Source organism: Roseisolibacter agri, from assembly GCF_030159095.1.
Lineage (GTDB): Bacteria > Gemmatimonadota > Gemmatimonadetes > Gemmatimonadales > Gemmatimonadaceae > Roseisolibacter > Roseisolibacter agri.
The window spans coordinates 158,148-178,701 of the sequence record NZ_BRXS01000004.1; the positions used below are offsets into that span (position 1 = coordinate 158,148).

The 20,554-nt window shown below is 73.9% G+C and carries 20 protein-coding genes; 11 read left to right on the forward strand and 9 right to left on the reverse strand.

All coding sequences use genetic code 11. The annotated features are described in order from the left end of the window. Positions 1–105: 105 nt before the first annotated feature. The gene (locus rosag_RS12825) at positions 106–750 is read left to right on the forward strand and encodes a hypothetical protein (RefSeq protein ID WP_284350544.1); all 645 of its coding nucleotides are present in this window, start codon (positions 106–108) and stop codon (positions 748–750) included. A 157-nt stretch (positions 751–907) separates the two neighbouring features. Here the strand turns inward: rosag_RS12825 and rosag_RS12830 are convergent, their stop codons facing one another. Genes rosag_RS12830 through rosag_RS12845 form a run of 4 tightly spaced genes read right to left on the reverse strand, consistent with a single transcriptional unit; the run spans position 908 to position 5,165 of the window. Continuing rightward, the gene (locus tag rosag_RS12830) at positions 908–2,908 is read right to left on the reverse strand and encodes an AMP-dependent synthetase/ligase (RefSeq protein WP_284350545.1); all 2,001 of its coding nucleotides are present in this window, start codon (positions 2,906–2,908) and stop codon (positions 908–910) included. 60 nt (positions 2,909–2,968) lie between these two features. Next, complete coding sequence (locus tag rosag_RS12835) at positions 2,969–3,871, reverse strand: hypothetical protein (RefSeq protein WP_284350546.1); 903 nt, start codon at positions 3,869–3,871, stop codon at positions 2,969–2,971. Next, the gene (locus tag rosag_RS12840; RefSeq protein ID WP_284350547.1) at positions 3,868–4,635 is read right to left on the reverse strand and encodes a ParA family protein; all 768 of its coding nucleotides are present in this window, start codon (positions 4,633–4,635) and stop codon (positions 3,868–3,870) included. The genes rosag_RS12835 and rosag_RS12840 overlap by 4 nt, the downstream gene beginning before the upstream one ends. A gap of 17 nt (positions 4,636–4,652) precedes the next feature. Beyond that, positions 4,653–5,165 (reverse strand): tetratricopeptide repeat protein, encoded by a 513-nt coding sequence (locus rosag_RS12845; RefSeq protein ID WP_284350548.1) that lies wholly within the window; start codon positions 5,163–5,165, stop codon positions 4,653–4,655. Between the two features lie 282 nt (positions 5,166–5,447). On the opposite strand from rosag_RS12845, the gene rosag_RS12850 reads away from it, so the two are divergent. After that, positions 5,448–5,969, forward strand: a complete 522-nt coding sequence (locus rosag_RS12850; RefSeq protein WP_284350549.1) for a phosphoribosyltransferase — start codon at positions 5,448–5,450, stop codon at positions 5,967–5,969. 286 nt (positions 5,970–6,255) lie between these two features. Here the strand turns inward: rosag_RS12850 and rosag_RS12855 are convergent, their stop codons facing one another. From rosag_RS12855 to rosag_RS12870, 4 genes are all read right to left on the reverse strand, one after another. Beyond that, positions 6,256–6,798: a 4-vinyl reductase gene (locus rosag_RS12855; RefSeq protein ID WP_284350550.1), complete on the reverse strand. Its 543-nt coding sequence runs from the start codon at positions 6,796–6,798 to the stop codon at positions 6,256–6,258. Then, the gene (gene ligA / locus rosag_RS12860; RefSeq protein WP_284350551.1) at positions 6,795–8,885 is read right to left on the reverse strand and encodes an NAD-dependent DNA ligase LigA; all 2,091 of its coding nucleotides are present in this window, start codon (positions 8,883–8,885) and stop codon (positions 6,795–6,797) included. Before ligA ends, rosag_RS12855 begins: the two co-directional genes overlap by 4 nt. 74 nt (positions 8,886–8,959) lie before the next feature. Beyond that, positions 8,960–9,946 carry a diguanylate cyclase gene (locus tag rosag_RS12865; RefSeq protein ID WP_284350552.1) on the reverse strand — a complete coding sequence of 329 codons (987 nt, stop codon included), beginning with the start codon at positions 9,944–9,946 and terminating at the stop codon, positions 8,960–8,962. A gap of 20 nt (positions 9,947–9,966) precedes the next feature. Further along, a complete protein-coding gene (locus tag rosag_RS12870; RefSeq protein ID WP_284350553.1) occupies positions 9,967–10,404 on the reverse strand; it encodes a response regulator in 438 nt (145 codons plus the stop codon). Positions 10,405–10,649: 245 nt separating this feature from the next. Here rosag_RS12870 and rosag_RS12875 point away from each other — a divergent pair, with 245 nt between their 5' ends. Next, on the forward strand, positions 10,650–11,312 hold the full coding sequence (locus rosag_RS12875; protein ID WP_284350554.1) for a YtxH domain-containing protein: 663 nt from the start codon (positions 10,650–10,652) through the stop codon (positions 11,310–11,312). Positions 11,313–11,491: 179 nt separating this feature from the next. On the opposite strand, the gene rosag_RS12880 is transcribed toward rosag_RS12875, so the two are convergent. Further along, entirely contained in the window at positions 11,492–12,283 is a 792-nt protein-coding gene (locus rosag_RS12880) for a tetratricopeptide repeat protein (protein WP_284350555.1), read from the reverse strand. 71 nt (positions 12,284–12,354) lie between these two features. Here rosag_RS12880 and rosag_RS12885 point away from each other — a divergent pair, with 71 nt between their 5' ends. The 8 genes from rosag_RS12885 (at position 12,355) to rosag_RS12920 (ending at position 20,527) form a co-directional block, all read left to right on the forward strand. After that, positions 12,355–13,698, forward strand: a complete 1,344-nt coding sequence (locus rosag_RS12885) for a thymidine phosphorylase (RefSeq protein WP_284350556.1) — start codon at positions 12,355–12,357, stop codon at positions 13,696–13,698. Between the two features lie 109 nt (positions 13,699–13,807). Beyond that, positions 13,808–14,242, forward strand: coding sequence for a ferritin-like domain-containing protein (locus tag rosag_RS12890; RefSeq protein WP_284350557.1), 435 nt, complete (start codon positions 13,808–13,810; stop codon positions 14,240–14,242). 152 nt (positions 14,243–14,394) lie between these two features. After that, on the forward strand, positions 14,395–14,670 hold the full coding sequence (locus rosag_RS12895) for a hypothetical protein (RefSeq protein WP_284350558.1): 276 nt from the start codon (positions 14,395–14,397) through the stop codon (positions 14,668–14,670). Between the two features lie 220 nt (positions 14,671–14,890). Continuing rightward, positions 14,891–15,511 carry a DinB family protein gene (locus tag rosag_RS12900; protein WP_284350559.1) on the forward strand — a complete coding sequence of 207 codons (621 nt, stop codon included), beginning with the start codon at positions 14,891–14,893 and terminating at the stop codon, positions 15,509–15,511. A 186-nt stretch (positions 15,512–15,697) separates the two neighbouring features. Beyond that, the gene (locus rosag_RS12905; RefSeq protein WP_284350560.1) at positions 15,698–16,918 is read left to right on the forward strand and encodes a hypothetical protein; all 1,221 of its coding nucleotides are present in this window, start codon (positions 15,698–15,700) and stop codon (positions 16,916–16,918) included. After that, positions 16,915–17,391 carry a hypothetical protein gene (locus rosag_RS12910; RefSeq protein WP_284350561.1) on the forward strand — a complete coding sequence of 159 codons (477 nt, stop codon included), beginning with the start codon at positions 16,915–16,917 and terminating at the stop codon, positions 17,389–17,391. The genes rosag_RS12905 and rosag_RS12910 overlap by 4 nt, the downstream gene beginning before the upstream one ends. A 90-nt stretch (positions 17,392–17,481) precedes the next feature. Next, positions 17,482–18,975 (forward strand): DUF5700 domain-containing putative Zn-dependent protease, encoded by a 1,494-nt coding sequence (locus rosag_RS12915; protein ID WP_284350562.1) that lies wholly within the window; start codon positions 17,482–17,484, stop codon positions 18,973–18,975. Between the two features lie 265 nt (positions 18,976–19,240). Continuing rightward, on the forward strand, positions 19,241–20,527 hold the full coding sequence (locus rosag_RS12920; RefSeq protein WP_284350563.1) for a hypothetical protein: 1,287 nt from the start codon (positions 19,241–19,243) through the stop codon (positions 20,525–20,527). Positions 20,528–20,554: the final 27 nt, after the last annotated feature.

Here is a 20,554-nt window from a genome sequence, read left to right on the forward strand (position 1 = left end):
ACCTTCGGCTGACGGGCTTGAAGCGCGATGGTGCCGCCGTATCGTTTCACGCTTCTTCGTCTTCCGCCGTTCCGTTCTCCGCCGTTCCGTCTTCCGCACCATCGCGTGTTCATCGATCTCGTCGACGCCCTCCGCTGTCCCCGCCCGCACGACGCCACCTGGCTCGTCGCCGCGGCGCTCGAGACGCGCGGCCGCTGCCTCGTCCGCGGAACGCTCGGGTGCCCGGTGTGCGAGGCGGAGTTCGCGATCGCGGGTGGGGTCGCGCTGTTCGACGGGGCGGGCGATGCACCGCGCGCGGCGGACGCGACGTCGCCGGCGGGCGACCCCGCCGAGCTGGCGATGCGCCTCGCCGCGCTGCTCGACCTCACCACGCCGGGCGGGATCGTCGCCGTGGGCGGCGCCTGGGAGCCCGCGCTCGATCCGCTGCTCGACGTCACGGACCTGCACGCGCTCGTCGTCGAGCCGGTGGGGCAGTGGGTCCCGCGCGAGCCGTTCGGGGCGATGCGCGGCGACGGGCTGCCGGTGGCCGCCGGCGCCCTGCGCGGCGTGGCGCTCGACGCGCGCACCGCGAGCGCCGACCGCGTCGCGGCGGCGGTGCGCGCCCTGCGCCCGCGCGGCCGCCTCGTCGCGCCCGCCGCGACGCCCGTGCCCGACGGCGTGCGCGAGCTCGCGCGCGACGAGCGGCACTGGGTGGGGGAGCGCGGCGCGGGTGTCATCAGCGAGACGATCCCGCTACGGCGACGCCGATGAAGCGGAGAACGATGAAGCGGAGGACGGTGGGGCGTGAAACGGTGAGGCGGACCCTTCGAGCTTGAAGCATCAAGCCGGAAGGTCCGCCTTCTCGTTGCACGCCGTATCGTCTTCCGCCCTTCCGTTCTCCGCCGTTCCGTTCTCCGTGATCCCTCGCCTATTCGGCGTACAGCTCGTCGATCACGCTCTTGTACGCCGTATCGATCACCTTCCGCTTCACGGACAGCTTCGGCGTCAGCTCGCCGCGCTCGATCGAGAAGTCGTGCTCCAGCAGCGCGATCTTCTTCGGCGCCTCGAACGACGCCAGCCCGGTCAGCTTCCCGCGGACCTCCGCCTCCATCTTCGCGCGCACCTCGGCGCGCGCCAGGAGGTCGCGGCGCTCGATCCACGTCAGCTTCTGCTCGCGCGCCCATTTCTCCAGCGAGTCCCAGTTCGGCACCACCAGCAGCGCCGGGAACTTGCGCTTGTCCCCGATCATCACCGCCTGCGACACGAACTTGTTCGTCTTCACCGCGTTCTCGATCGGCTGCGGCGCGATGTTCTTGCCGCCCGCGGTGACGATGATGTCCTTCTTGCGGTCGGTGATGCGGAGGAAGCCGTCCTCCAGCATGCCGATGTCGCCCGTGTGGAACCAGCCGTCGGCGTCGATCGCCTCCTGCGTCGCCTCGGGCTTGTTGTAGTAGCCCTTCATGATGTTCGGCCCGCGCGCCAGGATCTCGCCGTCGGGCGCGATCTTCACCTCGACGCCCGGGATCGGGCGGCCCACCGTGCCGATGCGGAACGCCTCCGGCGTGTTCACCGCGATCACCGGCGACGTCTCGGTGAGGCCGTAGCCCTCGAGGATCACGATGCCGGCCGCGTAGAAGAACTTGTTGATCTCCGGCGCCAGCGGCGCGCCGCCCGACACGAAGTAGCGCAGGCGGCCGCCCGTGCGCTCCTTCAGCTTCGAGAACACGAGCTTCTGCGCCAGCCCGTACTGCCACGCCAGCGCGCCGCCCGGCGTGCGCCCCGCCAGCTTCTCGTCCGCCCACCGGTTCGCGACGCCGAGGGCCCAGAAGAAGATGCGCTTCTTCAGGCCGCCGCCGGAGACGGCGTTCTCGAACACGCGCGCGTACATCTTCTCGTACAGGCGCGGCACGCCCATCGCGAAGGTGGGCTTCACCTCCTGCAGCGACACCGGCACGTCGTCGATCGAGGCCACGTACGCGATCGTGGTGCCGCACGCCCAGTACATGTAGTCGCCCTCGCGCTCGAACACGTGCGAGAGCGGGAGGAAGCTGAGCGCGACGTCCGTGTCGGTGAACGGCACGCCGCGGCGCGCGGCCGCGACGTTCGAGAAGAAGTTGTCGTGCGTCAGCATCACGCCCTTCGGCGTGCCCGTCGTGCCCGACGTGTAGATCAGCGTCGCCAGGTCGTCCGGCTGCACGGCCAGCGCCTCGCGCTCCCAGCGCGCGTTGCGCTCCGCGCTCTCCACCGCCGCGCCCCTCGCCTCCAGCTCGGCCAGCGTCAGGTCGCAGCCGTCGGCCGCGCCCGCGTCCATGCCGATGACGTGCTGCACGCCCGGGCACTCGGCGCGGATCGACCGCAGCTTGGCCGCCTGCGTGGGCGTCGAGACGAACACCGCCACCGCGCCCGAGTCGTTCAGCAGGTGCGGGATCTGCTCGGCCGGCAGCGTGGGGTAGATCGGCACGCTCGCGACGCCGATCGTGAGGCAGCCGTAGTCGGCCATCGCCCACTCGGGGCGGTTCTCCGACAGGATGGCGACGCGCGCGCCGCGCGGCACGCCCAGCTCCTGCAGGCCGAGCGCGATGCGGCGCACCCGCTCGAGCACCGTCTTGTGCGCGATCGGGCGCCATTCACCGTTCGCCTTGTACAGCATGGCGTTCGGCTTGTCGTACGCGCGCACCGCGTCGAGGAAGAGCCGCGTCAGCGTGCCGGGCTCGGGCCGCGGGCCGCCATGCGCGAACTGCGTGGTCGAGCCGGTCGGCGCCGCGGACGCGGTCCGGCCCTGCGGGTCCTGCACGAGCATCGACGCCTCCGATGCTGGAGTGGATCGTTGGGCCGCGGCGAGGGCGGCGGTGGCGGGGCGCTCGCCGACCGCGACGCGCAGCGGCGGCGTCTCGCGCGGCCCACGCTGCGCGCGCCGGAAGGGGCGCACGCGGGCAAGGTAGGAGCCGGACCGCGAGCCCGACAGGGCGCCGACGGCGCCGTCGTCAGCTCAGGGGCAGCTGCCGGTGCTCGGCGCGCGGCGGGTCAGGAAGACGCGGAAGGGCACGGAATCGCCGACCTGCCTGCCCGCCACGAAGACCCGCGCCTCCACGCGCACGACCGACGGTGCGTTCTGGCTCGTGAGCAGCGTCGGCACCACCCGGAGGGCCGTCGCCGTCTGCCCCGACGCATTGGTCGTATCGTGGCCGATGGGCCGGTCCACGCGGCCGTTCGTCAGGTACAGCGCGGGCCGCACGTCGCCGTACGGTGACTGGCCGCTCGGCACCGTCGCGGGTGCCACGATGCGGTAGCGCACCAGGTAGCTCGGCACTGCCACCGCGCCCCCCGCGCTGTCGCCCGTGAGCCTGACCGCGAGAGCGGAGGACGCGGTCACGAGCGTCGAGTCGGTGCCGCTGCGCAACTCGGCGGAGGCGTCGTTGCACAGGTACGTCATGCGCAGCGAGTCGGTCGTCGCGACGCGCTCCAGCCGCGTCGGACGCCGGACGATCGCGAGCGTGTCCAGGATCTGCAGCCGGTTGCCGAAGCGCGCGCTCACGCGCGCCTGCGCCACGCCCGGCAGCGAGTCCGCGCGCACCAGCCCCGTCGTCGGATCGACCACGAGCGCGGGCCGCGCGTTGGTCGCCGTGTCGCGCCCCAGCGCGAGATAGCCGTACTCGAATGCCGCGCCCGCGATGCTGTCGCCCGACTCGCCGAACGCCACGCCGCGCAGCCGCTGCACGCGGCCCAGCGAGTCGCGCAGCGTGTCGCCCGCGATGATCGACGGCAGGATCGGGTCGAGGCGGATCGCCTGCACGCCGTTCTCGGCGCTCGCGATCTCGACGCACGCGGCGGCCGTGAGCCCCATCGCCGCCAGCGCGCCCAGTCGGAGCGCGGCGGCCCGGCGCGCGCTCACCGGAACCGCTCCGCGAGCTGCGTCGCCAGGTTCACGTACGCCTGGCTCGCCGGGTCGGCCGGGTCGCGCAGCACGACCGGCTGGCCCGCCGCGAACGCGTCCGCCGTCGCCGGCGTGCGCGGCACGACGATGTCGAACACCATGTGCGCCGGCAGGTGGCGTCGCACGTACTGCGACGTGCGCTCGGCGGCGGGGTTGCCCGACTCGAACATCGTCAGCAGGATGCCGTCGAGCGTCAGCTCCTCGTTCACGCGCACGACGTCCTGGATGCCGCGCAGGATCTGCGGCGTCGTCTGCAGCGCCAGCGGCTCCGCCTGCAGCGGCACGATGACGTGCTGGCTCGCCTCCAGCGCGCGCCGCGTGATGGAGCCGAGCCCCGGCGGCGTGTCGACGATGACGACGTGGCACCGCTCGCGCGCCGTCTGCAGCAGGTCCTTCAGGATCGCCGTCTCGGCCACCAGCTGCTGGTAGTGCGCGTGCTCGGCCTCGTCGCTCACCGTGCCGGCGAGGATCACGCGCAGCCAGGGCAGGGCGGTCGGGAGGATGACCTCGCGCAGCGCGCGCTCGCCGTTCAGGTAGTCGGCGAAGCCCCACGACTCGTGGCCACGGCGCAGCCCGACGCCGTAGCGGACGGAGCCCTGCGGGTCGGTGTCGACGAGCAGGGTCTTCAGGCCGCGGCGGGCGAAGGCGGCGGCGAGGTTGACCGCCGTCGTCGTCTTGCCGACTCCGCCCTTCTGGCTGACGATGGAGAGGACGTGTCCCACGCGCGGGGCCCGGTCGCTCAGCCGCGCCCGCCCGGCGCGGTCGGACCGGAGGCGCCGGGCGGCACGTCGGTGCCGACGGACGCGTCCGCGCCGCCGTCCAGGCCACCCGGCGAGCGCATCGCCTCCAGCGTCTGCTGCGCGTGGCGCACCCAGCGCTCGGCGTCGGGGGAGTGGGGCGGCCGCGCGAGGAAGGCCTGCAGGTGCTCCGCCGCGCCCTCGTGGTCGCCCCGCTTCAGCAGCAGGAAGGCGAGCCCGTAGTGCGCGCCGCCGAGGCCGGGATCCAGCTCGAGCGCGCGCCGGTAGCAGCGGATGGCCTCCTCCAGCTGGCCGAGCCGGCTGAAGGCGATCGCCATGTTCTGGAGGACGCGCTGGTCGTTCGGGCGGTCGCGGAGCGCCAGCCGGTACGACGTCAGCGCCGCGTCGTAGTCGCCCTGCCGTTCGAGGGCGAGCGCCTCGCTCAGGTAGTCGACGCGACCGGCCTTGGACTCGCTCTCGGACTTGCCGCCCGTGAGGCGGCTCCACCAGGACATGCGATCGGGGCGGGCTGGATGCGGGCCAACCGGCGCGAGGCGCGGGTCGCGGGACGCGGGCTGGGAGGGGCAAGCTATCCGGGCGGCGGAACGCCTACAAGCCGCGCACGGCCGCACGGGGTGACGGCGCGCACCCGCACGCGTACGCACGCTGTGGGCGTGCTGGCGGCCTCCGTCGCCGCGGCTAGCTTCCTGCGCTGGCGTCCGGCGCCGCAGCGGGACGTCCGCCGCGCAGGTTTCTGACGGTCCTCGACGGTCCTCGACCCCTCGCCGACACCGCCCATGTCCCCGCGTCAGTACGCCCTCGACCCGGCCAAGGGGCTGCTCGTCGTCGAGTGGCCGCTCTTCGGTGAGCTCTCGCGCGCGCTCGCGCTGAAGGTGGCGCGCGCCTACGACCCGGAGATCGTCGTCGGCGTCGCGACGGCCGGCGTCGTGCCCGGCGCGGTGATCGCCGCGATCCTCGACCGCCCGTTCGCCGCGATCACGGTGAGCCGCCGCTTCCGCGCCGAGACGGTGCGCGAGACGCCCGCGGTCATCGGGGCGGCGCCGCAGGACGTGCGCGGCCGGCGCGTGCTGGTGGTGGACGAGACGTGCGACTCCGGCGACACGCTGCGCCTCGCGCGGAGCGCGATCGTCAACGCCGGCGCGCACACGGTGCGCACGGCGGTCGGCTTCAAGACGGGCAGCTACGAGCCCGACTTCCACGCCCTCGCCACCGAGAGCGGCATCGTGCTGCCGTGGGACCGCGAGGTGCTGGTGGGCGGCGAGCTGCTGCCGAATCCGACGTACGCGGGGCGTATCTGAACGCTGCGTGTTTCGTGCTGCGTGCTGCGTGTGGCTCCGTGCCCCCGGCGGCCGACGTCGCACCGAGCCTACACCAACTTCTCGGGGAGGATACGGATCCTTCGGATGAGCCGGATCACGCGGATCGCTCCGCGTGGCGGCGACGTCCGATGCGCCGGTGCGGAGCGATCCGGGGCATCCGTCTCATCCGGAGCATCCGTATCCTCACCAACAGGCGAAAGGATCCGGCGCACCGGCGCGTGCCGAGCGGCCGGACACGCAGCACGCAGCACGCAGCACGCAGCGGCTATCGTCCGAACCGCTCCGCGAACAAGCGCGTCAGCGCCGCCTCGCCGCCCACGACGAACCGGCACGCCGCGTCGCCCGTCGACGCGCACTCGAGCTCCAGCACCGCCAGCGGCTGGCCCGCGAGGCGGCTCAGGAAGCCGGCGAGCAGGCCGGTCGTGAACAGGCAGCTCGGGTAGGGCGCACGCGCGCCGTCCGCGCCGCGCTCGACCTCGAACCAGCCGATCGCGCGCAGCGTCGGCAGGCCGTCGGTGTCGGCGCCGTCGCCCGCCTCCAGCGCCAGCGTCCCCCAGCCGTGCGCGGCGGCGTACGCGCCCAGCGCCTCGCCGAACGCGCCGAGCGAGGCGATCGCGGGATCGGCGACACCCGCGCGCGCGGCCATCCACGCCGCGAAGTCATCGTACAGCGCGCGCCCCGCGTCGAAGCCCGCGTCGCGCAGGCGCGTCTCGCCGTCGTCGGTGGCCAGCACCGCGGCGCGCAGCGCGTGCACGATCGACGGCGGGAGCGAGACCGGCCCCGGCGCCGTGCGCCCCGGGCCCGTCATGCGCCGCCCTCCGCACGCCGCACCAGCTCCGCCTCGTCGATCACGGTGATGCCCAGCTCGCGCGCCTTCGCGAGCTTGCTCCCCGCGTCCTCGCCCGCGACGACGACGCTCGTCTTCTTGGACACGCTGCTCGTCACGCGGCCGCCGTGCTGCTCCACCAGCGCCGTCGCCTGGTCGCGCGACAGGTTGGGGAAGGTGCCGGTGAGCACGAACGTCTGCCCCGCGAACGCCGTCCCCGAGGCGGCGTTCGGCTCGGTCAGGTTGACGCCGCGGTCGCGCAGCCGCTGCACCAGCGCGCGCGCGTCCTCGTTCGCGAACCAGCGCGCCACCGAGTGCGCGATCACGTCGCCGACGCCGCGCACCGCGCCGATCTCCTCCTCGGTCGCGTCCAGCAGGCGGTCCATCGTGCCGAAGTGCCGCGCCAGCAGCCGCGCGGCGATCTCGCCCACGTGGTCGATGCCGAGCCCGAACAGCAGGCGCGAGAGCGGCTGCGCCTTCGACGCCTCGATGGCCTGCACGAGGTTCTCCGCGCTCTTGTCGGCGAACCGCTCCAGCCGCAGCAGGTCCTCCACCGTCAGCGTGTAGAGGTCCGACGCGTCGCGCACCAGCGGATGCAGCTCGTCCTCGCGGTGCTCCGACGTCAGCTGCTCGATGCGCGCGTACGAGAGCCCGCGGATGTCCATCGCGCCGCGCGACGCGAAGTGCACCAGCCCTTCCAGCTGCCGCGCCGGGCACTGGAAGTTGGGGCAGTAGAGCATCCCGCGGTCCTCGCCCGCCTCCAGCGGCGACCGGCACGCGTAGCAGTTCGTCGGCGGCACGTACGGCGCCGGCGGATGCTCGGTGTCGCGCCGCTCGGGGATCGGGCCGATGACCTGCGGGATCACCTCGCCGGCGCGCTTCACCTGCACGCGGTCGCCCACGCGCAGGTCCTTGTCGGCGATCAGCGCGAAGTTGTGCAGCGTCGCCAGCTTCACCGTCGCGCCGCCGATCTCCACCGGCTCCAGCATCGCGAACGGATTCACGGAGCCGGTGCGCCCGATGTTGACCTCGATCGCCGTCAGCGTCGTCTCGGCGATGTCCGGCGCGAACTTGCGCGCCACGGCCCACCGCGGCTCGCGGCCCACGTCGCCCAGCTCCGCCTGCAGGCGCAGCGGGTCCACCTTCACCACCGCGCCGTCGATGGCGAAGTCGAGCTGCGCGCGCACGTTGCGCTCGATCTCGCTCGCCCACGCGTGCACCTCGTCCAGCGTGTCGCACCGCTTCCGGCTCGGCGCCACCGGGATGCCCCACGCCGCCAGCGTCTCCAGCAGCTCCCACTGCGTGCGGAAGGGCAGCGGCGCGAGGTGCGCCGGGCGCACGACGCTGTAGCCGAAGAAGCGCAGCGGGCGCGACGCCGTGATGCGCGGATCGAGCTGGCGCAGCGCGCCGGCGGCGGCGTTGCGCGGGTTCGCGAACACCGGCTCGCCCGCCTGCACGCGCGCCTCGTTCATCTGCTCGAAGCGCGAGAAGGGCATGTACACCTCGCCGCGGATCTCCAGCACGCCCGTCGGCGCCGGGACTCCGTTGGTCGCGTGCAGCCGCAGCGGGATGTCGCGGATCGTGCGCAGGTTCGGCGTCACCACCTCGCCGATCGTGCCGTTGCCGCGCGTCGCGCCGGTCACCAGCACGCCGTCCTCGTACGTCAGGCTCACCGCGGCGCCGTCGATCTTCAGCTCCGCCGTGTAGCCCGCGCGGCGCACGTCCTCGCCCGCCAGCCGCACCGCGCGCTCCTCCCACGCGGTCAGCTCCTCGTCCGAGAACGCGTTGCCCAGCGACAGCATCGGCACCAGGTGCTGGTGCTTGGGCAGCGCGGACTGCGGCTCGGCGCCCACGCGCTGCGTCGGCGAGTCCGGCGTGCGCAGCGACGGATGCTCGGCCTCCAGCGTCTGCAGCTCGCGGAACAGCCGGTCGTACTCCGCGTCGGCGAGCGACGGCCGGTCGAGCACGTAGTACTCGTGCGAGGCGCGCTCGAGCTGCTCGCGCAGGGTGGCCGCCCGTGCGGCCAGGGCCGCGGGCGGGGCGGTCGGGCTGGAGGCGGGGGCGTTCATGCCCGCAAAGCTAACGCGGCGACGCGGACGCGCGACGGTGCAGGCGGTCGCCGGCGCGTCTTTGGCGCGCGGCGTTACGGCGTGGGCACGGCGGCCGTTGCCGCCGTCGCGCGCGCGGCGCCGTCCGGCCGCTCGTGCGCGACGAACTCCGGCGAGCCGTACGCGACCACGCGGTTGCGGCCCGACTCCTTGGCCACGTACAGCGCGTCGTCGGCCGCCTTCACGAGCGCCTCCTGGTGGCGCACGTCGGAGTGCGGCCACGCGGCCACGCCCGCGCTCAGCGTGCGCCGCACGGTGCCGCCGTCGTAGGCGAACTCGCGCGCGTCGATCGCCTGCCGCACCCGCTCGGCGAAGGCCACGGCATCGTGCACGTTGGCGCCCGGCAGGATGACGAGGAACTCCTCGCCGCCGTAGCGGCCCACGCGGTCGATCTCGCGCGCCGTGTCGCGCAGCACGTCGGCCACCTGGCGGAGCACCGCGTCGCCGGCCTGGTGGCCGTGCGTGTCGTTGACGCTCTTGAAGTGGTCCACGTCGCACATCACGACCGCCAGCGGCTCGTTGAGGCGGGCCGAGTGGTCGAACATCTCGGTCAGCCGCTCCTCGATGTGGCGGCGGTTGTCGACGCCCGTGAGGCCGTCGATCTGCGACATGCGCAGCAGCGACTCGTTGGCCTTCGCCAGCTCCTCCTGCAGCGCCTTGATGCGCAGCAGCGACCGCACGCGCGCCTCGAGCTCCGCGAAGTCGATGGGCTTCGTGATGTAGTCGTCGGCGCCCGCGTCGAGCCCCTCGACCTTGTCCTCGGTCAGCTCGAGCGCGGTCTGCATGATGATGGGGATGAAGGGCAGCTTCGGGTTGCCCTTGATCCGCCGCACCACCTCGAAGCCGTCGAGCTTCGGCATCATCACGTCGAGCAGGATGAGGTCGGGCGGCCGCGCGTCGACGCGCTCGAGCGCCTCGAGCCCGTCGCGCGCGGCCTCCACCTGGTAGCCTCGCGCCTCGAGCCGCGCGCGGAGCAGCTCGACGTTGTCCTCGTGGTCGTCGACGACGAGGATGCGCGTCATTGCCGGCGACGGAATCGCGGTCAAGCGCGGCTCGACGCCGCGGACCCCGCGCTCGCGGTGGCGCCCGCGGCGCTCGGCTCGCCCTTGCCGAGGAAGCGCTGCACCTCGGCCACGACGGCGCGCGGCTCGCACGGCTTCGCGAGGTAGCCGTCGCACCCGACCTCCATCGCCTTCTCACGGTCGCTCGCCAGGGCGTGCGCCGTCAGCGCGATGATCGGGATCGCGCGCGTCTCGGGATCGTGCTTGAGGACCTGCGTCGCCTCCCAGCCGTCGATGATCGGGATGGAGATGTCCATCAGGATCAGGTCGGGCTTCTCGCTCTTGGCCTTCGCGATCCCCTCCTCGCCGTTCAGCGCCTCGGTGACCTGATAGCCGAAGTGGCGCAGGATGGTGGAATAGACGATGCGGTTGTCCTCGTTGTCTTCCACGAGGAGGACGGTCTTGCCTGTCGCGCTCATGAGTCCCTCGACGGGGCGGGCGGGCGGTGAAATCGGGGCGGGTGGAAACGGGCCGGAAAGATGCACGATCGAACGCCCGGGGGCGCGCCTCGTCGGACGGGCCGCCTGGACGACGCAGCACCCCCCGCGCCAGCCGAGCCCTCCCGCGACGACTGCCCGAGCCGACGGTACGCGTCGACCGGGCACAGCGCTGACGCATGAGCACGGCAATTTCCTTACCACGACCGATCCAGGAGTCCTTCCCGATGGCCAACCGCTCCAGCTCCTCCGGCGCCCGCGCGCCCGGGGCGACCTCCCGATCCGCCGTCCGCCCCACGCCGCGCACCACGGGGGCCTCCGCCGGCACGTCCGGGCCCCGCGCGGCCGGCGGGAGCCCGCGCTTCGAGTCCGCGACCGCGCGCGCCGCCGTCGTCGCCGGCCGGCTGAGCGCCCTGCCGCGCCTCGCCGCCGCCCGGGCGCGCGACGTCGGCGAGGGCGTCCGCGGCGGGGTGCAGGGCGTGCGCGACGGCGTGCGGGACGGGGTGCACAGCGTCCGCGAGCGCCTCGCCGCCCGCCGGAGCACCAACCGTGAGGAGGGCGAGGGCGGCAGCGGCACCGACTGGCGCCGCGTCGGGGCGTTCGGCGCCGGCCTGGCGATCGGCGCCCTCCTCGGCGCCGGCACCGCGCTGCTGATGGCGCCCACCAGCGGCTTCGAGACGCGCGTCCGCCTCGCGCGCGGCGCCCGCCGCGCCGGCACGCGCGTCGCCGACCGCTTCGACGACTGGAGCGACGCGATGCGCCAGACGGCCCATGCCGGCCGCACGACGATCGAGCGCAAGCTCACGCGAGGGCGCTGGGCGGCCGAGGACGCGTGGGAGGCCCGGCGCCGCGAGGCGCGGGAGCGCGCGCGGGCCCGGATGTACGGGTGAGCCGATTCAGACTCCAGAAATGCCAACTGCTCTGCAAGGATAAGATCTGACAAGGTCGGATAACGACGGATGGCTCCGTGGGGCGGCGAGGGATCTCGCACTCCACCGGAGCCATCCGTCGTTATCAGATCTGTTCAGATTTCATCCTTGCCGCTGTTGGTCCTTCGGGCCCGGCACGATCAGAGCCGCTTCTGCAGCGCCTCCGCCAGCCGCTTGTACCGCGCGTCGTTCAGCTCCGTCGCCGGCGCCTTCAGGATGAACTCCACCTGCTCGCGCGCCTTCGCGGTGTTCTTGCGGTCCGCGTAGACCTCCGCCAGGTCGATGCGGTGCACGAGGCGGTTCGGCTCCGCCGCGACCGCCTGCTCCAGGTAGCGCTGCGCGTCGTTCCAGTTCGCGGAGTCGAAGACCTTCCCGCCCAGGAAGTTCTTCGCCATGAAGCGCGTCACGCCGCTGAGGCGCATGATCTCCGCGTTCCACATCCCCATCACGTGCAGCGCGCCGGGGTGCTTCGGGTCGAGCTTCAGCGCCTCCATGGCGTGCGTGCGCACGTCGCCCGCGTACTTCACCCGCTCGCGCGAGCCGAGCGTCTGCGCGGTGCGCCCCAGCGCGCGCGCGAGCGCGAAGTGGCCCTCGGCGTCGCCGGGCCGCGCCTCGACGGCGCGGCGCGCGTACTGCTCGCCGCTCTTGTACAGCGCCGTGCGGCGCGCGGCATCCGGGCTCGCCTCGCCGGCGTCGATCGCCGTCCCCGACGCCTTCACCAGCGCGTCGTAGCTGCGCGCCTCGGCCGCGAGGGCGGCCTCGTAGTGCTTCAGCGCCGACGCCGGATTGCTGGCGCGCTCGCGGTCGCCCATCGCCACGTGCTCCGCGGCGGGTGCCTGCGAAGCGGGCAGCTGGGCACGCGCGGAGGGGGCGGCCACGGCGAGACCCGCGACGGCCAGCGTCGCGGCGGCGGCCAGAGAACGAAACGTCATGATGCTGCTGCTCCAGTCAGGCGGTGGTAACTTGCGGCCGGTCTCATCAACGGTACCCCGCAACCCGAGCAATGATCGTACTCCCCCTCATCGAGCGGAAGCGCGACGGCGGCCGCATCACGCCCGACGAGTGGCGCGCGCTCGCCGACGCGTACGCCGCCGGCGCGGTGCCCGACTACCAGATGGCCGCGCTGCTGATGGCCATCTATTTCCGCGGGCTCGATCGCGCGGAGACGGGCGCGCTGACGGACGCGATGCTGCGCAGCGGCGCCACGCTGCGCCTCGACCACCTGCGCGTCGGCCGCGTCGACAAGCACTCCACGGGCGGCGTCGGCGACAAGGTCTCGCTGATCCTCGCGCCGCTCGTCGCGTCGCTCGGCGTCGCGGTGCCGATGATGTCGGGGCGCGGGCTCGGACACACCGGCGGCACGCTCGACAAGCTGGAGGCGATCCCCGGCTTCCGCACCGACCTCTCGCTCGCCGACGCGGCGCGGCAGGTCGAGGCGCTGGGCTGCGCGCTGATCGGGCAGACGGGCGAGATCGCGCCGGCGGATCGCAAGATGTACGCGCTGCGCGACGTCACCGGCACCGTCGAGGCGATCCCGCTCATCTCCGCCAGCATCATGAGCAAGAAGCTCGCGGAGGGGCTCACGGGCCTCGTGCTCGACGTGAAGCGCGGCTCGGGCGCGTTCCTCCCGGAGCTGGAGCGCGGCCTCGAGCTCGCGCGCACGATGATCGCGCTCGGCGCGGACCACGGCTGTCCCACCGTCGCGCTCATCACCGCGATGGACCGGCCGCTCGGCCGCGCGTGCGGCAACGCGCTGGAGGTCGAGGAGTCGGTGCTCGCGCTGCGCGGCGAGGGCCCGGACGACCTCATGGCCGTGACGTACGCGCTCGGCGCGGAGATGCTGCTGCTGGGCGGCGCGAGCGCGACGCGCGCGGAGGCGCACGCCGCGATGCGTGCCGCCATCGCCGACGGACGCGCGGCGCGCAAGCTCGAGGAGATCATCGAGGCGCAGGGCGGGAACCCCGGCGTGGTCGCGGACCCCGCGGTGCTGCCGCAGGCCCCGCACACGGCGGTGTGGCGCGCGCCGCGCGGCGGCGTCGTCGCGCAGGTCGAGCCGCGCGCGATCGGGAAGGGGATCATCGCGCTCGGCGGTGGGCGCCGCACGGTCGCGGATCGCGTGGACCCGGCCGTCGGCTTCGTGATCACCGCGCGCCCGGGCCACGCGGTGGCCGCGGGCGAGCCGCTGGCCACGATCCACGCGCGCGACGCCGCGGGGCTGGAGGCGGGGCGTCAGGCGCTGGAGGCGGCCGTCCGCATCGCCGACGAGGCGCCGGCGCCGCTCCCGCTCGTGTCGCACCGCGTCTCCGCGGCGGGAGTCGAGGAGCTCGCCGGCGGCGCGGCGGCCTGACCGCGCGAAGGCGGCGGCGCCGGTTCGCTCCTTGCCATCCGCGCGGGCGGTGCCGGCGCGTCCCGGTTCGGCGCGCTGATCCGGACGTCCCTTCTCCCGCTCCGCTCCAATGGCCGACAAGATCACGAAGGACCAGCTCATCGCGCTGCTCAACGAGGACCTCGCGCGCGAGTACCAGGCGGTCATCACCTACCGCACCTACGCGAGCGCCGTCCCGGGCCGCTTCCGTCAGGAGCTGCGCGAGTTCTTCACGGCCGAGATCACCGACGAGCTGGGACACGCGCAGATCCTCGCCGACAAGATCGTGCACATGGGCGGCAGGCCCGAGACGGTGCCGGCGAAGGTGAAGTACACGGAGGACCCGAAGGAGATGCTGCAGAACGCGCTCGCGGACGAGACGGAGACGGTCGAGCGCTACGTGCAGCGGCGCGAGCAGGCCGAGGCGTGCGGCGAGTACGGGCTGGCGGTGGACTTCGACGACCTGATCGCCGACGAGACCCGCCACCGCGACGAGCTGCGGATGATGCTCAAGCGCTGGGACTGATCGGCGCGTCCCACCGCGTGACGGCCGCACCCGTGGCGCGGCGGCGGCGGCCCGGTCAGATTTCGCGCGCCGCGCCACGCGCTCTCCTGGCCGCCGGGTCGTCCGGCGGCCGCGTCGCCCACTCGCACTTCCGCATCGAGGTCCGTCGTCGCATGCCGTCTCCGCGTCTCGCTCCGAAGGTGGCCCGCCTGCTCTCCCTCCAGATGCTGGTGGTGATCGCGGGGCTCATCGCCGTCTACGCCCTCGTGCTGTGGGGCACGCGGCCGCAGCATCCGGGGCAGACCGGCGGGATCGACACGATCCACTCGCTCATCACGCGCATCGCGTTCACGGGCGTGTTCGTCGCGCTGGGCTACATCCACTTCAACTTCGGGCGGCAGCTGCGCAGCGAGGCGAAGGGCGTGCGCCGCGGCGTGGAGTCGTGGTGAGCTGACGCGCACGGCGCGACGTGGCGACTCCGTGACGGGTCGCTGACACGGGGCGGACGTTCTTCGGGACGTTCGCCCCGTAGTGTGTGCATCGAGGCGTGCTTCGAGGTGTGCTTCGAGGTCGGGCGGGCAAACCATCCGGAGGGATGCCGTGTCAGACCTGGTGCGGGCGCTCCGGCCCCGCCTCGCCGTCCGCCGCCGTCCGTCGTGAGAGGGAGCCATGTTGTACGCCGCCAGCGACATCGCCGACACCACCACCTTCGTGAGCGCCGCCTCGCCCGTGCTGGCGTCGCGCGTCTCCGGTGGCGCGCGCGTCGACGTCGCGCAGCGCCTGCGCGCCTCGCGCGAGCGGCTGCGTGAGGTCGTGCGTGGCGTCGCGCCGGCCGCGTGGGCCGCGCGCCCCGATGCCGGCCGGTGGACCGCGTGCGAGATCCTCGAGCACCTCGCGCTGACCGAGTGGTCGGTCGTCGAGTTCGTGCGCGGCACGCTGCTCACCTGGCCGCGCGCCGGCACGCCGCCCACGCGCACGCCCGACGCCGAGGTGCTGCGCGCGGCCGCCGACCGCACGGTGCGCCTCGAGGCGCCCGAGCGCCTGCAGCCCCTCGGTCGCTCGATCCGGCCGGGCGTGGTGTGCGCCAGCATCGAGGCGGCGCGCGACGAGGCGATCGCGCTCGCGACGACGTCCGCCGAGGCGCTGCGCGGCCGCTTCGCGCCGCACCCGCACTTCGGCATGCTGGACGGGGCCCAGTGGCTGCTCTTCCTGGCCGGCCACACCGAGCGGCACGCGGCGCAGCTCCAGGCGATGGTCGCGGGGCGCCGGGGGGCGTCGATCGCGGCCTGAGCGCGGGTCCCGAAGGGGGAGGGAAGGAGGGGCCGTTCCGCACCGCGGGACGGCCCCTCTCGCATGCGCCCACCGGCCGACGCCGCCTGCCCGGGCACGACGGCGGGCACGGTTCGCGCAACCGTCCGCGCCGTCGCGCCACTCGCCGCCATCGGCCGGGCGCCCCGCCAGAGGAGGAGCCACCGGGTGCAGCATCGCGGATCCACGTCTGCCAGCGCCGCCACGGCGGCCACCCCGACCGACCTTCCCCACCTGCTCGCGCACGCCACCGAGGAGTTCGCGACGCTCGTCGAGCGCGCGCTCCAGCTGCCGGAGCCGGCGGACAGCTGGTGGCACCGCCCCGGCGTCTCGCCGCGCGCCGAGCGCTGGTTGGAGGTCGTGTCGTCGCTCGTCATGGGCACCCTCGCCATCGCCTGGATCTGGAGCCTGGCGGCCGAGCGCGGCGGCCGCTTCTCCCAGGGCGGCGAGGTGGAGCCCGGCCTCACCCCGACCACGCGCGCCGTGAGCGCCGCGCTGACCCGCGCCGACGCGCCGAGCACCGCGTTCCTGACCGACGCGGCGCTGGAGGCCTTCGTGCCGCTGCGGGGCGCGAGCGGCAAGGTGCGGCTGGTGCAGCAGGCGCCGGGCGACTCGCTCCCCGCCGCGCTGCCGGAGGGGGCCACCGTCAGCGTCACCGCCGCCGACACGGTGAGCGGGCTGGCGCGCCTCGCGGTGCGCGTGGGCAACGCGCTGCGCCCGGTGGCCGACCTCGACGTCGTCACGCTGACCCCGCTCTCCGAGCGCAAGGGCGGGCGGATCGGCGGCTACTTCATCGGCCGCTGGCCCACCGAGGGACGCGCCGCCTCGGGCGCCGCCGCGCGCGGCAACTACGCACCGCCGAAGGGGCTGATCGAGGTGACGCCGCAGAACCAGGACACGCGCATCTCGGAGCACTTCCGCCTGCGCGACTTCCTGACGCACGACCAGCAGAACGTGTGGCCGAAGTATCTCGTCGTGCAGACGAAGCTGGTGGACAAGCTGGAGCTGGTGCTGGCGGAGCTCGCGTCCCGCGGCGTGGGCACGCGCGGCGTGCACGTGATGAGCGGCTTCCGCACGCCGCAGTACAACACGGGTGGCGGCGATCCGCGCGGGCGTGCGGGGCTCAGCCGCCACATGTTCGGCGACGCGGCCGACATCTGGATCGACAACGACGGCGACGGGCGCATGGACGACCTGAACGGCGACCGCCGCATCGACATCCGCGACTCGGAGGCGCTGCGCGCGATCGTCGATCGCGTCGAGCAGGCGCATCCCGAGCTGGTGGGCGGCGTCGGCATCTACCCGGGAAACGCGGCGCACGGCCCGTTCACCCACATCGACACCCGCGGATACCGCGCCCGCTGGACGGGCACAGGAGACGGTGGATGACCGAACGAGACGCGACCACGCCCGCCGACCGCGCGGTGACGACCGCGCGCCGCGCCACCCCCTCGGGGACCGACGACGGCGGCGCGCACCGCCGCGCGGGGGCCGATCCGCTCTTCCAGGTGCGCGACGCGGACCTCGAGCCGTACGTCGGGCTGCGCTACCTCTCCAAGCTGTTTCGCCTGATCGCGATCATCCTGGTGCTGTTGCTGGTCGCCGAGGTGGTGACGGGGCTGCTGCAGCAGGGGCTGGACGCGGTGCCGACGCTCGTCGGCGAGAGCAGCCGCCTGATCGTGCTCGCGGGCCTGCTGTGGGGCATCGGCGACCTCGCGCTGGTGCTGATCGACGTCGGCCACGACGTGCGGGCCTCGCGCATCCTCCTCGGGCGGCAGGTCGCGCACCTCGTGCAGCGCGCGCCCGACGCGACGACGGCGACGACGGCGACGGCGGCGACGCCGGCGACCGGGGGCGACTGAGCTGCCACCGGCCCGGACGGCCGAGCCCGGCTAGCTTTCGAGGCTCCGGACCGCGCGACGCGGTCCCGCCTCCCGGTCCCGCCGCTCGCCATGTCGTTCCCACCGTTCCGTGCCGCGCGCCGTCTCGCGCGCGCGGCGCGCCTGCCGTTCTGCGCGCTCGTCCTCGCGCTGCCGCTGCGCGCGCAGCCGGCCGCACCGCCGTCGACGCTCACCTGGGCGCAGCTCGCTGCGGCGCCGGGCGCGTCGTCGCAGGAGGTGGCATGGCTGAAGGCGCACCTCTCGGACGCCGAGCGTGCGGAGGTGTCGGCGCTCGTGGGCGCGCTGTCGGCGCCGGCGGCCGCGCAGGTCATGGGCTCGTACCTGTTCGCGGATGGCAGCGTCCACGTCCCGTTCACGGGTGCGCGCGCGCTCGCGGACAGTCTCTACCTGCGGCCGGCGGACGGCCTCGCGGGGCGCGTCCGCGTCGCGTACCTCGCCGCACGGCTGCGCGTCGCGACGCGCGAGGGCTGGGAACGGCTCGGCGTGTTCGCGACCGAGTTCCGCGGGGCACCGGGCGACGCGCTCGCGAAGGCTCCGACGCTCGACGCGCGCGTGCGCCCGGCGCGTGGCGTCACGCTCGACCTGCGCCTCGACTTCGCGCCGGCCGAGTCGCTGCTCGCGGTCGTGGGGACGCCCGACGTCGCGCCCACGGTCGCGGCGGCGCGGCTGCGCGGCCCCGCGTTCGACGCGCTCGTGGCGCACCGCAACCAGCGCTTCTACTCGCTGCCGTGGACGCGCGAGCTGATGGCGCTCAACGTCGCGCGCGCGGCGAGCACGCTGCCGGTCGATCGCCTGTACGCGTGGGCGAATCCCAAGGGCTTCCTCGACTATGCCGACGTCGCGCGCCATGGCGCGCGGTACCGCGCGCTGCTCGACACGCTGCACGTGCGGGGGCCCGCGCTGCTCGACGGCGTGGTCGCGCGCATCGCGCCCTACCTCCCGGCGGGCACGCGGCTCGATCGCACGGTCTCGCTTTTCTTCGCCGACGGCGCGGACGGCTGGGCGAGCAGCGGCGTCGCCGCCGTCGACCTGGAGTGGTTCAAGGACGACTGGCCGCGGCTGCGCGGGACGCTGACGCACGAGACCTTCCACGCGGCGCAGGCTGCGGTGCGGCGGCCCTCCGCCGTCGCGGTGACGGCGCGCGACTCGGTGCTGCGCCGCGCGGCGGAGGCGCTGTTCAGCGAGGGGACGGCGAACTGGATCGCGCCTGCGCGCGACATGCCCGCCGAGGAGCGCGCGGCCGCCGTGCGGCTCGGCAGCGCGAGAGTCGACTCGGTCGTCGCCGCCGTGGCGCGTGGCGACGTGGCGGGCGCGCACGCGCTGGTCGATCGCGGCATCTCGGGCGCGGGTCCGTTCTACGCGCTCGGCGAGGCGATGACGGCGACGATCGTCGAGGCGCTCGGCCCGTCGGCGCTGGCGGACGTGCTGCCGCGCGGAGGCGTGGCGTTCGTGAAGCGTTATTCACGTGCCGTATCGCAGCGCGGCGGGACGGCGGCGCTGCTGACCACGCGCTCGGTCTCGGCGATCGCGGCGCTGCGCGACTGAGCGGCGTGCTCTGGCGTACGGGGCGCCAACGCGTGCTTGCCAGAGCGTCCTGAGAGCCACAATGTGAGCCACGGCTCTCCGGAGCCACCGAGCGGAACGGCCGCGACGTCGTCACGGCGGCCGTGCGCGCATGATGCGCGTCTGCCAGGCAGGGGACTCCGTCGCTGGCGAGGCAGCTCCAGAGCTGGATGCACCGCAGGACGCTTGCATCGCTCGCGCCGTCGCCGTGCGCGCTGCGCACAACTCCCGAACGCCAGGAGCCGCCATGCGTCGTGGTCTCGCGTTGGTCGCCGCACTCGTGTTCGTCGCGGAGCCGGGCTCCGCGCAGACCCTGAGCCAGCGGGTGCAGGATCTCTTCCGCTTCGGCAGCTGCGGCCAGCCGCTCTGCCTGACGCTTACCGGGAGCCTCGCCATCCACGGCAGCCACTTCACCGGCGCGGCCGTGCAGGCGAACGAGAACCTGCTCGGCTTCCTCACGGGCGCGATCGGCGCGACGCTCGGCAGCATCCCGATCAGCTCCACGACCAGCGGCGCGACCTTCCGCTTCGTCGAGGGCGCGCCCGTCAGCACCGCGACGTCGGCCGGCCCGATCTTCGCCGAGCGCGCGCAGACGCTGGGGCGCGGCCGCATGCTGCTCGGCGTGAACACGACGCGTCTCGCGTTCGACCGCGTGCGCGGCACCGATCTCGAGGACCTGAGCTTCAACTTCTCGCATCAGGACGTGCAGCAGCCAGGCCTGGGCGACGTCGCGGGCGAGTACGACTACATCAACGTGCAGCCGTCGCTGAAGCTCACGCTGCTTTCCAGCGCGGTGTTCGCCACGTACGGCCTCACCGACCGCGTCGACGTCGGCGTGGCGATCCCCGTGGTGCACGCGTCGCTCGACGGATCGAGCACCGCCACCATCCGCAACGTGAACGGCACGCTGAGCGGCTCGCACTCGTTCGGCGCCGAGGTGGGCGGCGGGAACACGGCGACGGCACGCGCGGACGGCAGCAAGACGGGGATCGGCGACGTGGCGATCCGCGCGAAGGCCAACCTGAGTCAGACCGATCGCATGGGGCTCGCGATCCTCGGCGACGCGCGCCTCCCCACGGGCGACGCGGACAACTTCACCGGCACCGGCGAGTTCGCGCTGCGCGCGCTCGGCATCGTGTCGGGGCGCTTCGGCGCGTTCTCGCCGCACGCGAACGGCGGCTTCGCGCTGCGCAGCGGCGACCAGCAGACCAACGCGGTGCTGTTCACCGCGGGCTTCGACCAGCTGCTCTCGCCGCGCGCGACGCTCGCCATCGATGCCATCACCGAGTGGCAGATGGGGGACAGCAAGCTGACGCTGCCGCGGACGATCCAGTTCGCCGGCGCGAACGCGAGCACGCTGCCGGCGACCGACATCCCCGACAGGAAGGACAACATCATCAACCTGTCCGCGGGCGCGAAGTTCACCTTCTCGGGAGCGACCATCATCATCAACGGCATCCTGCCGCTCGGCGACGGCGGCATGCAGTCCAAGACCGGGATGTACACGCTCGGCGTCGAGCGGACGTTCCGCTGAAGCCGCGCTGACCGACGCACGCGACGC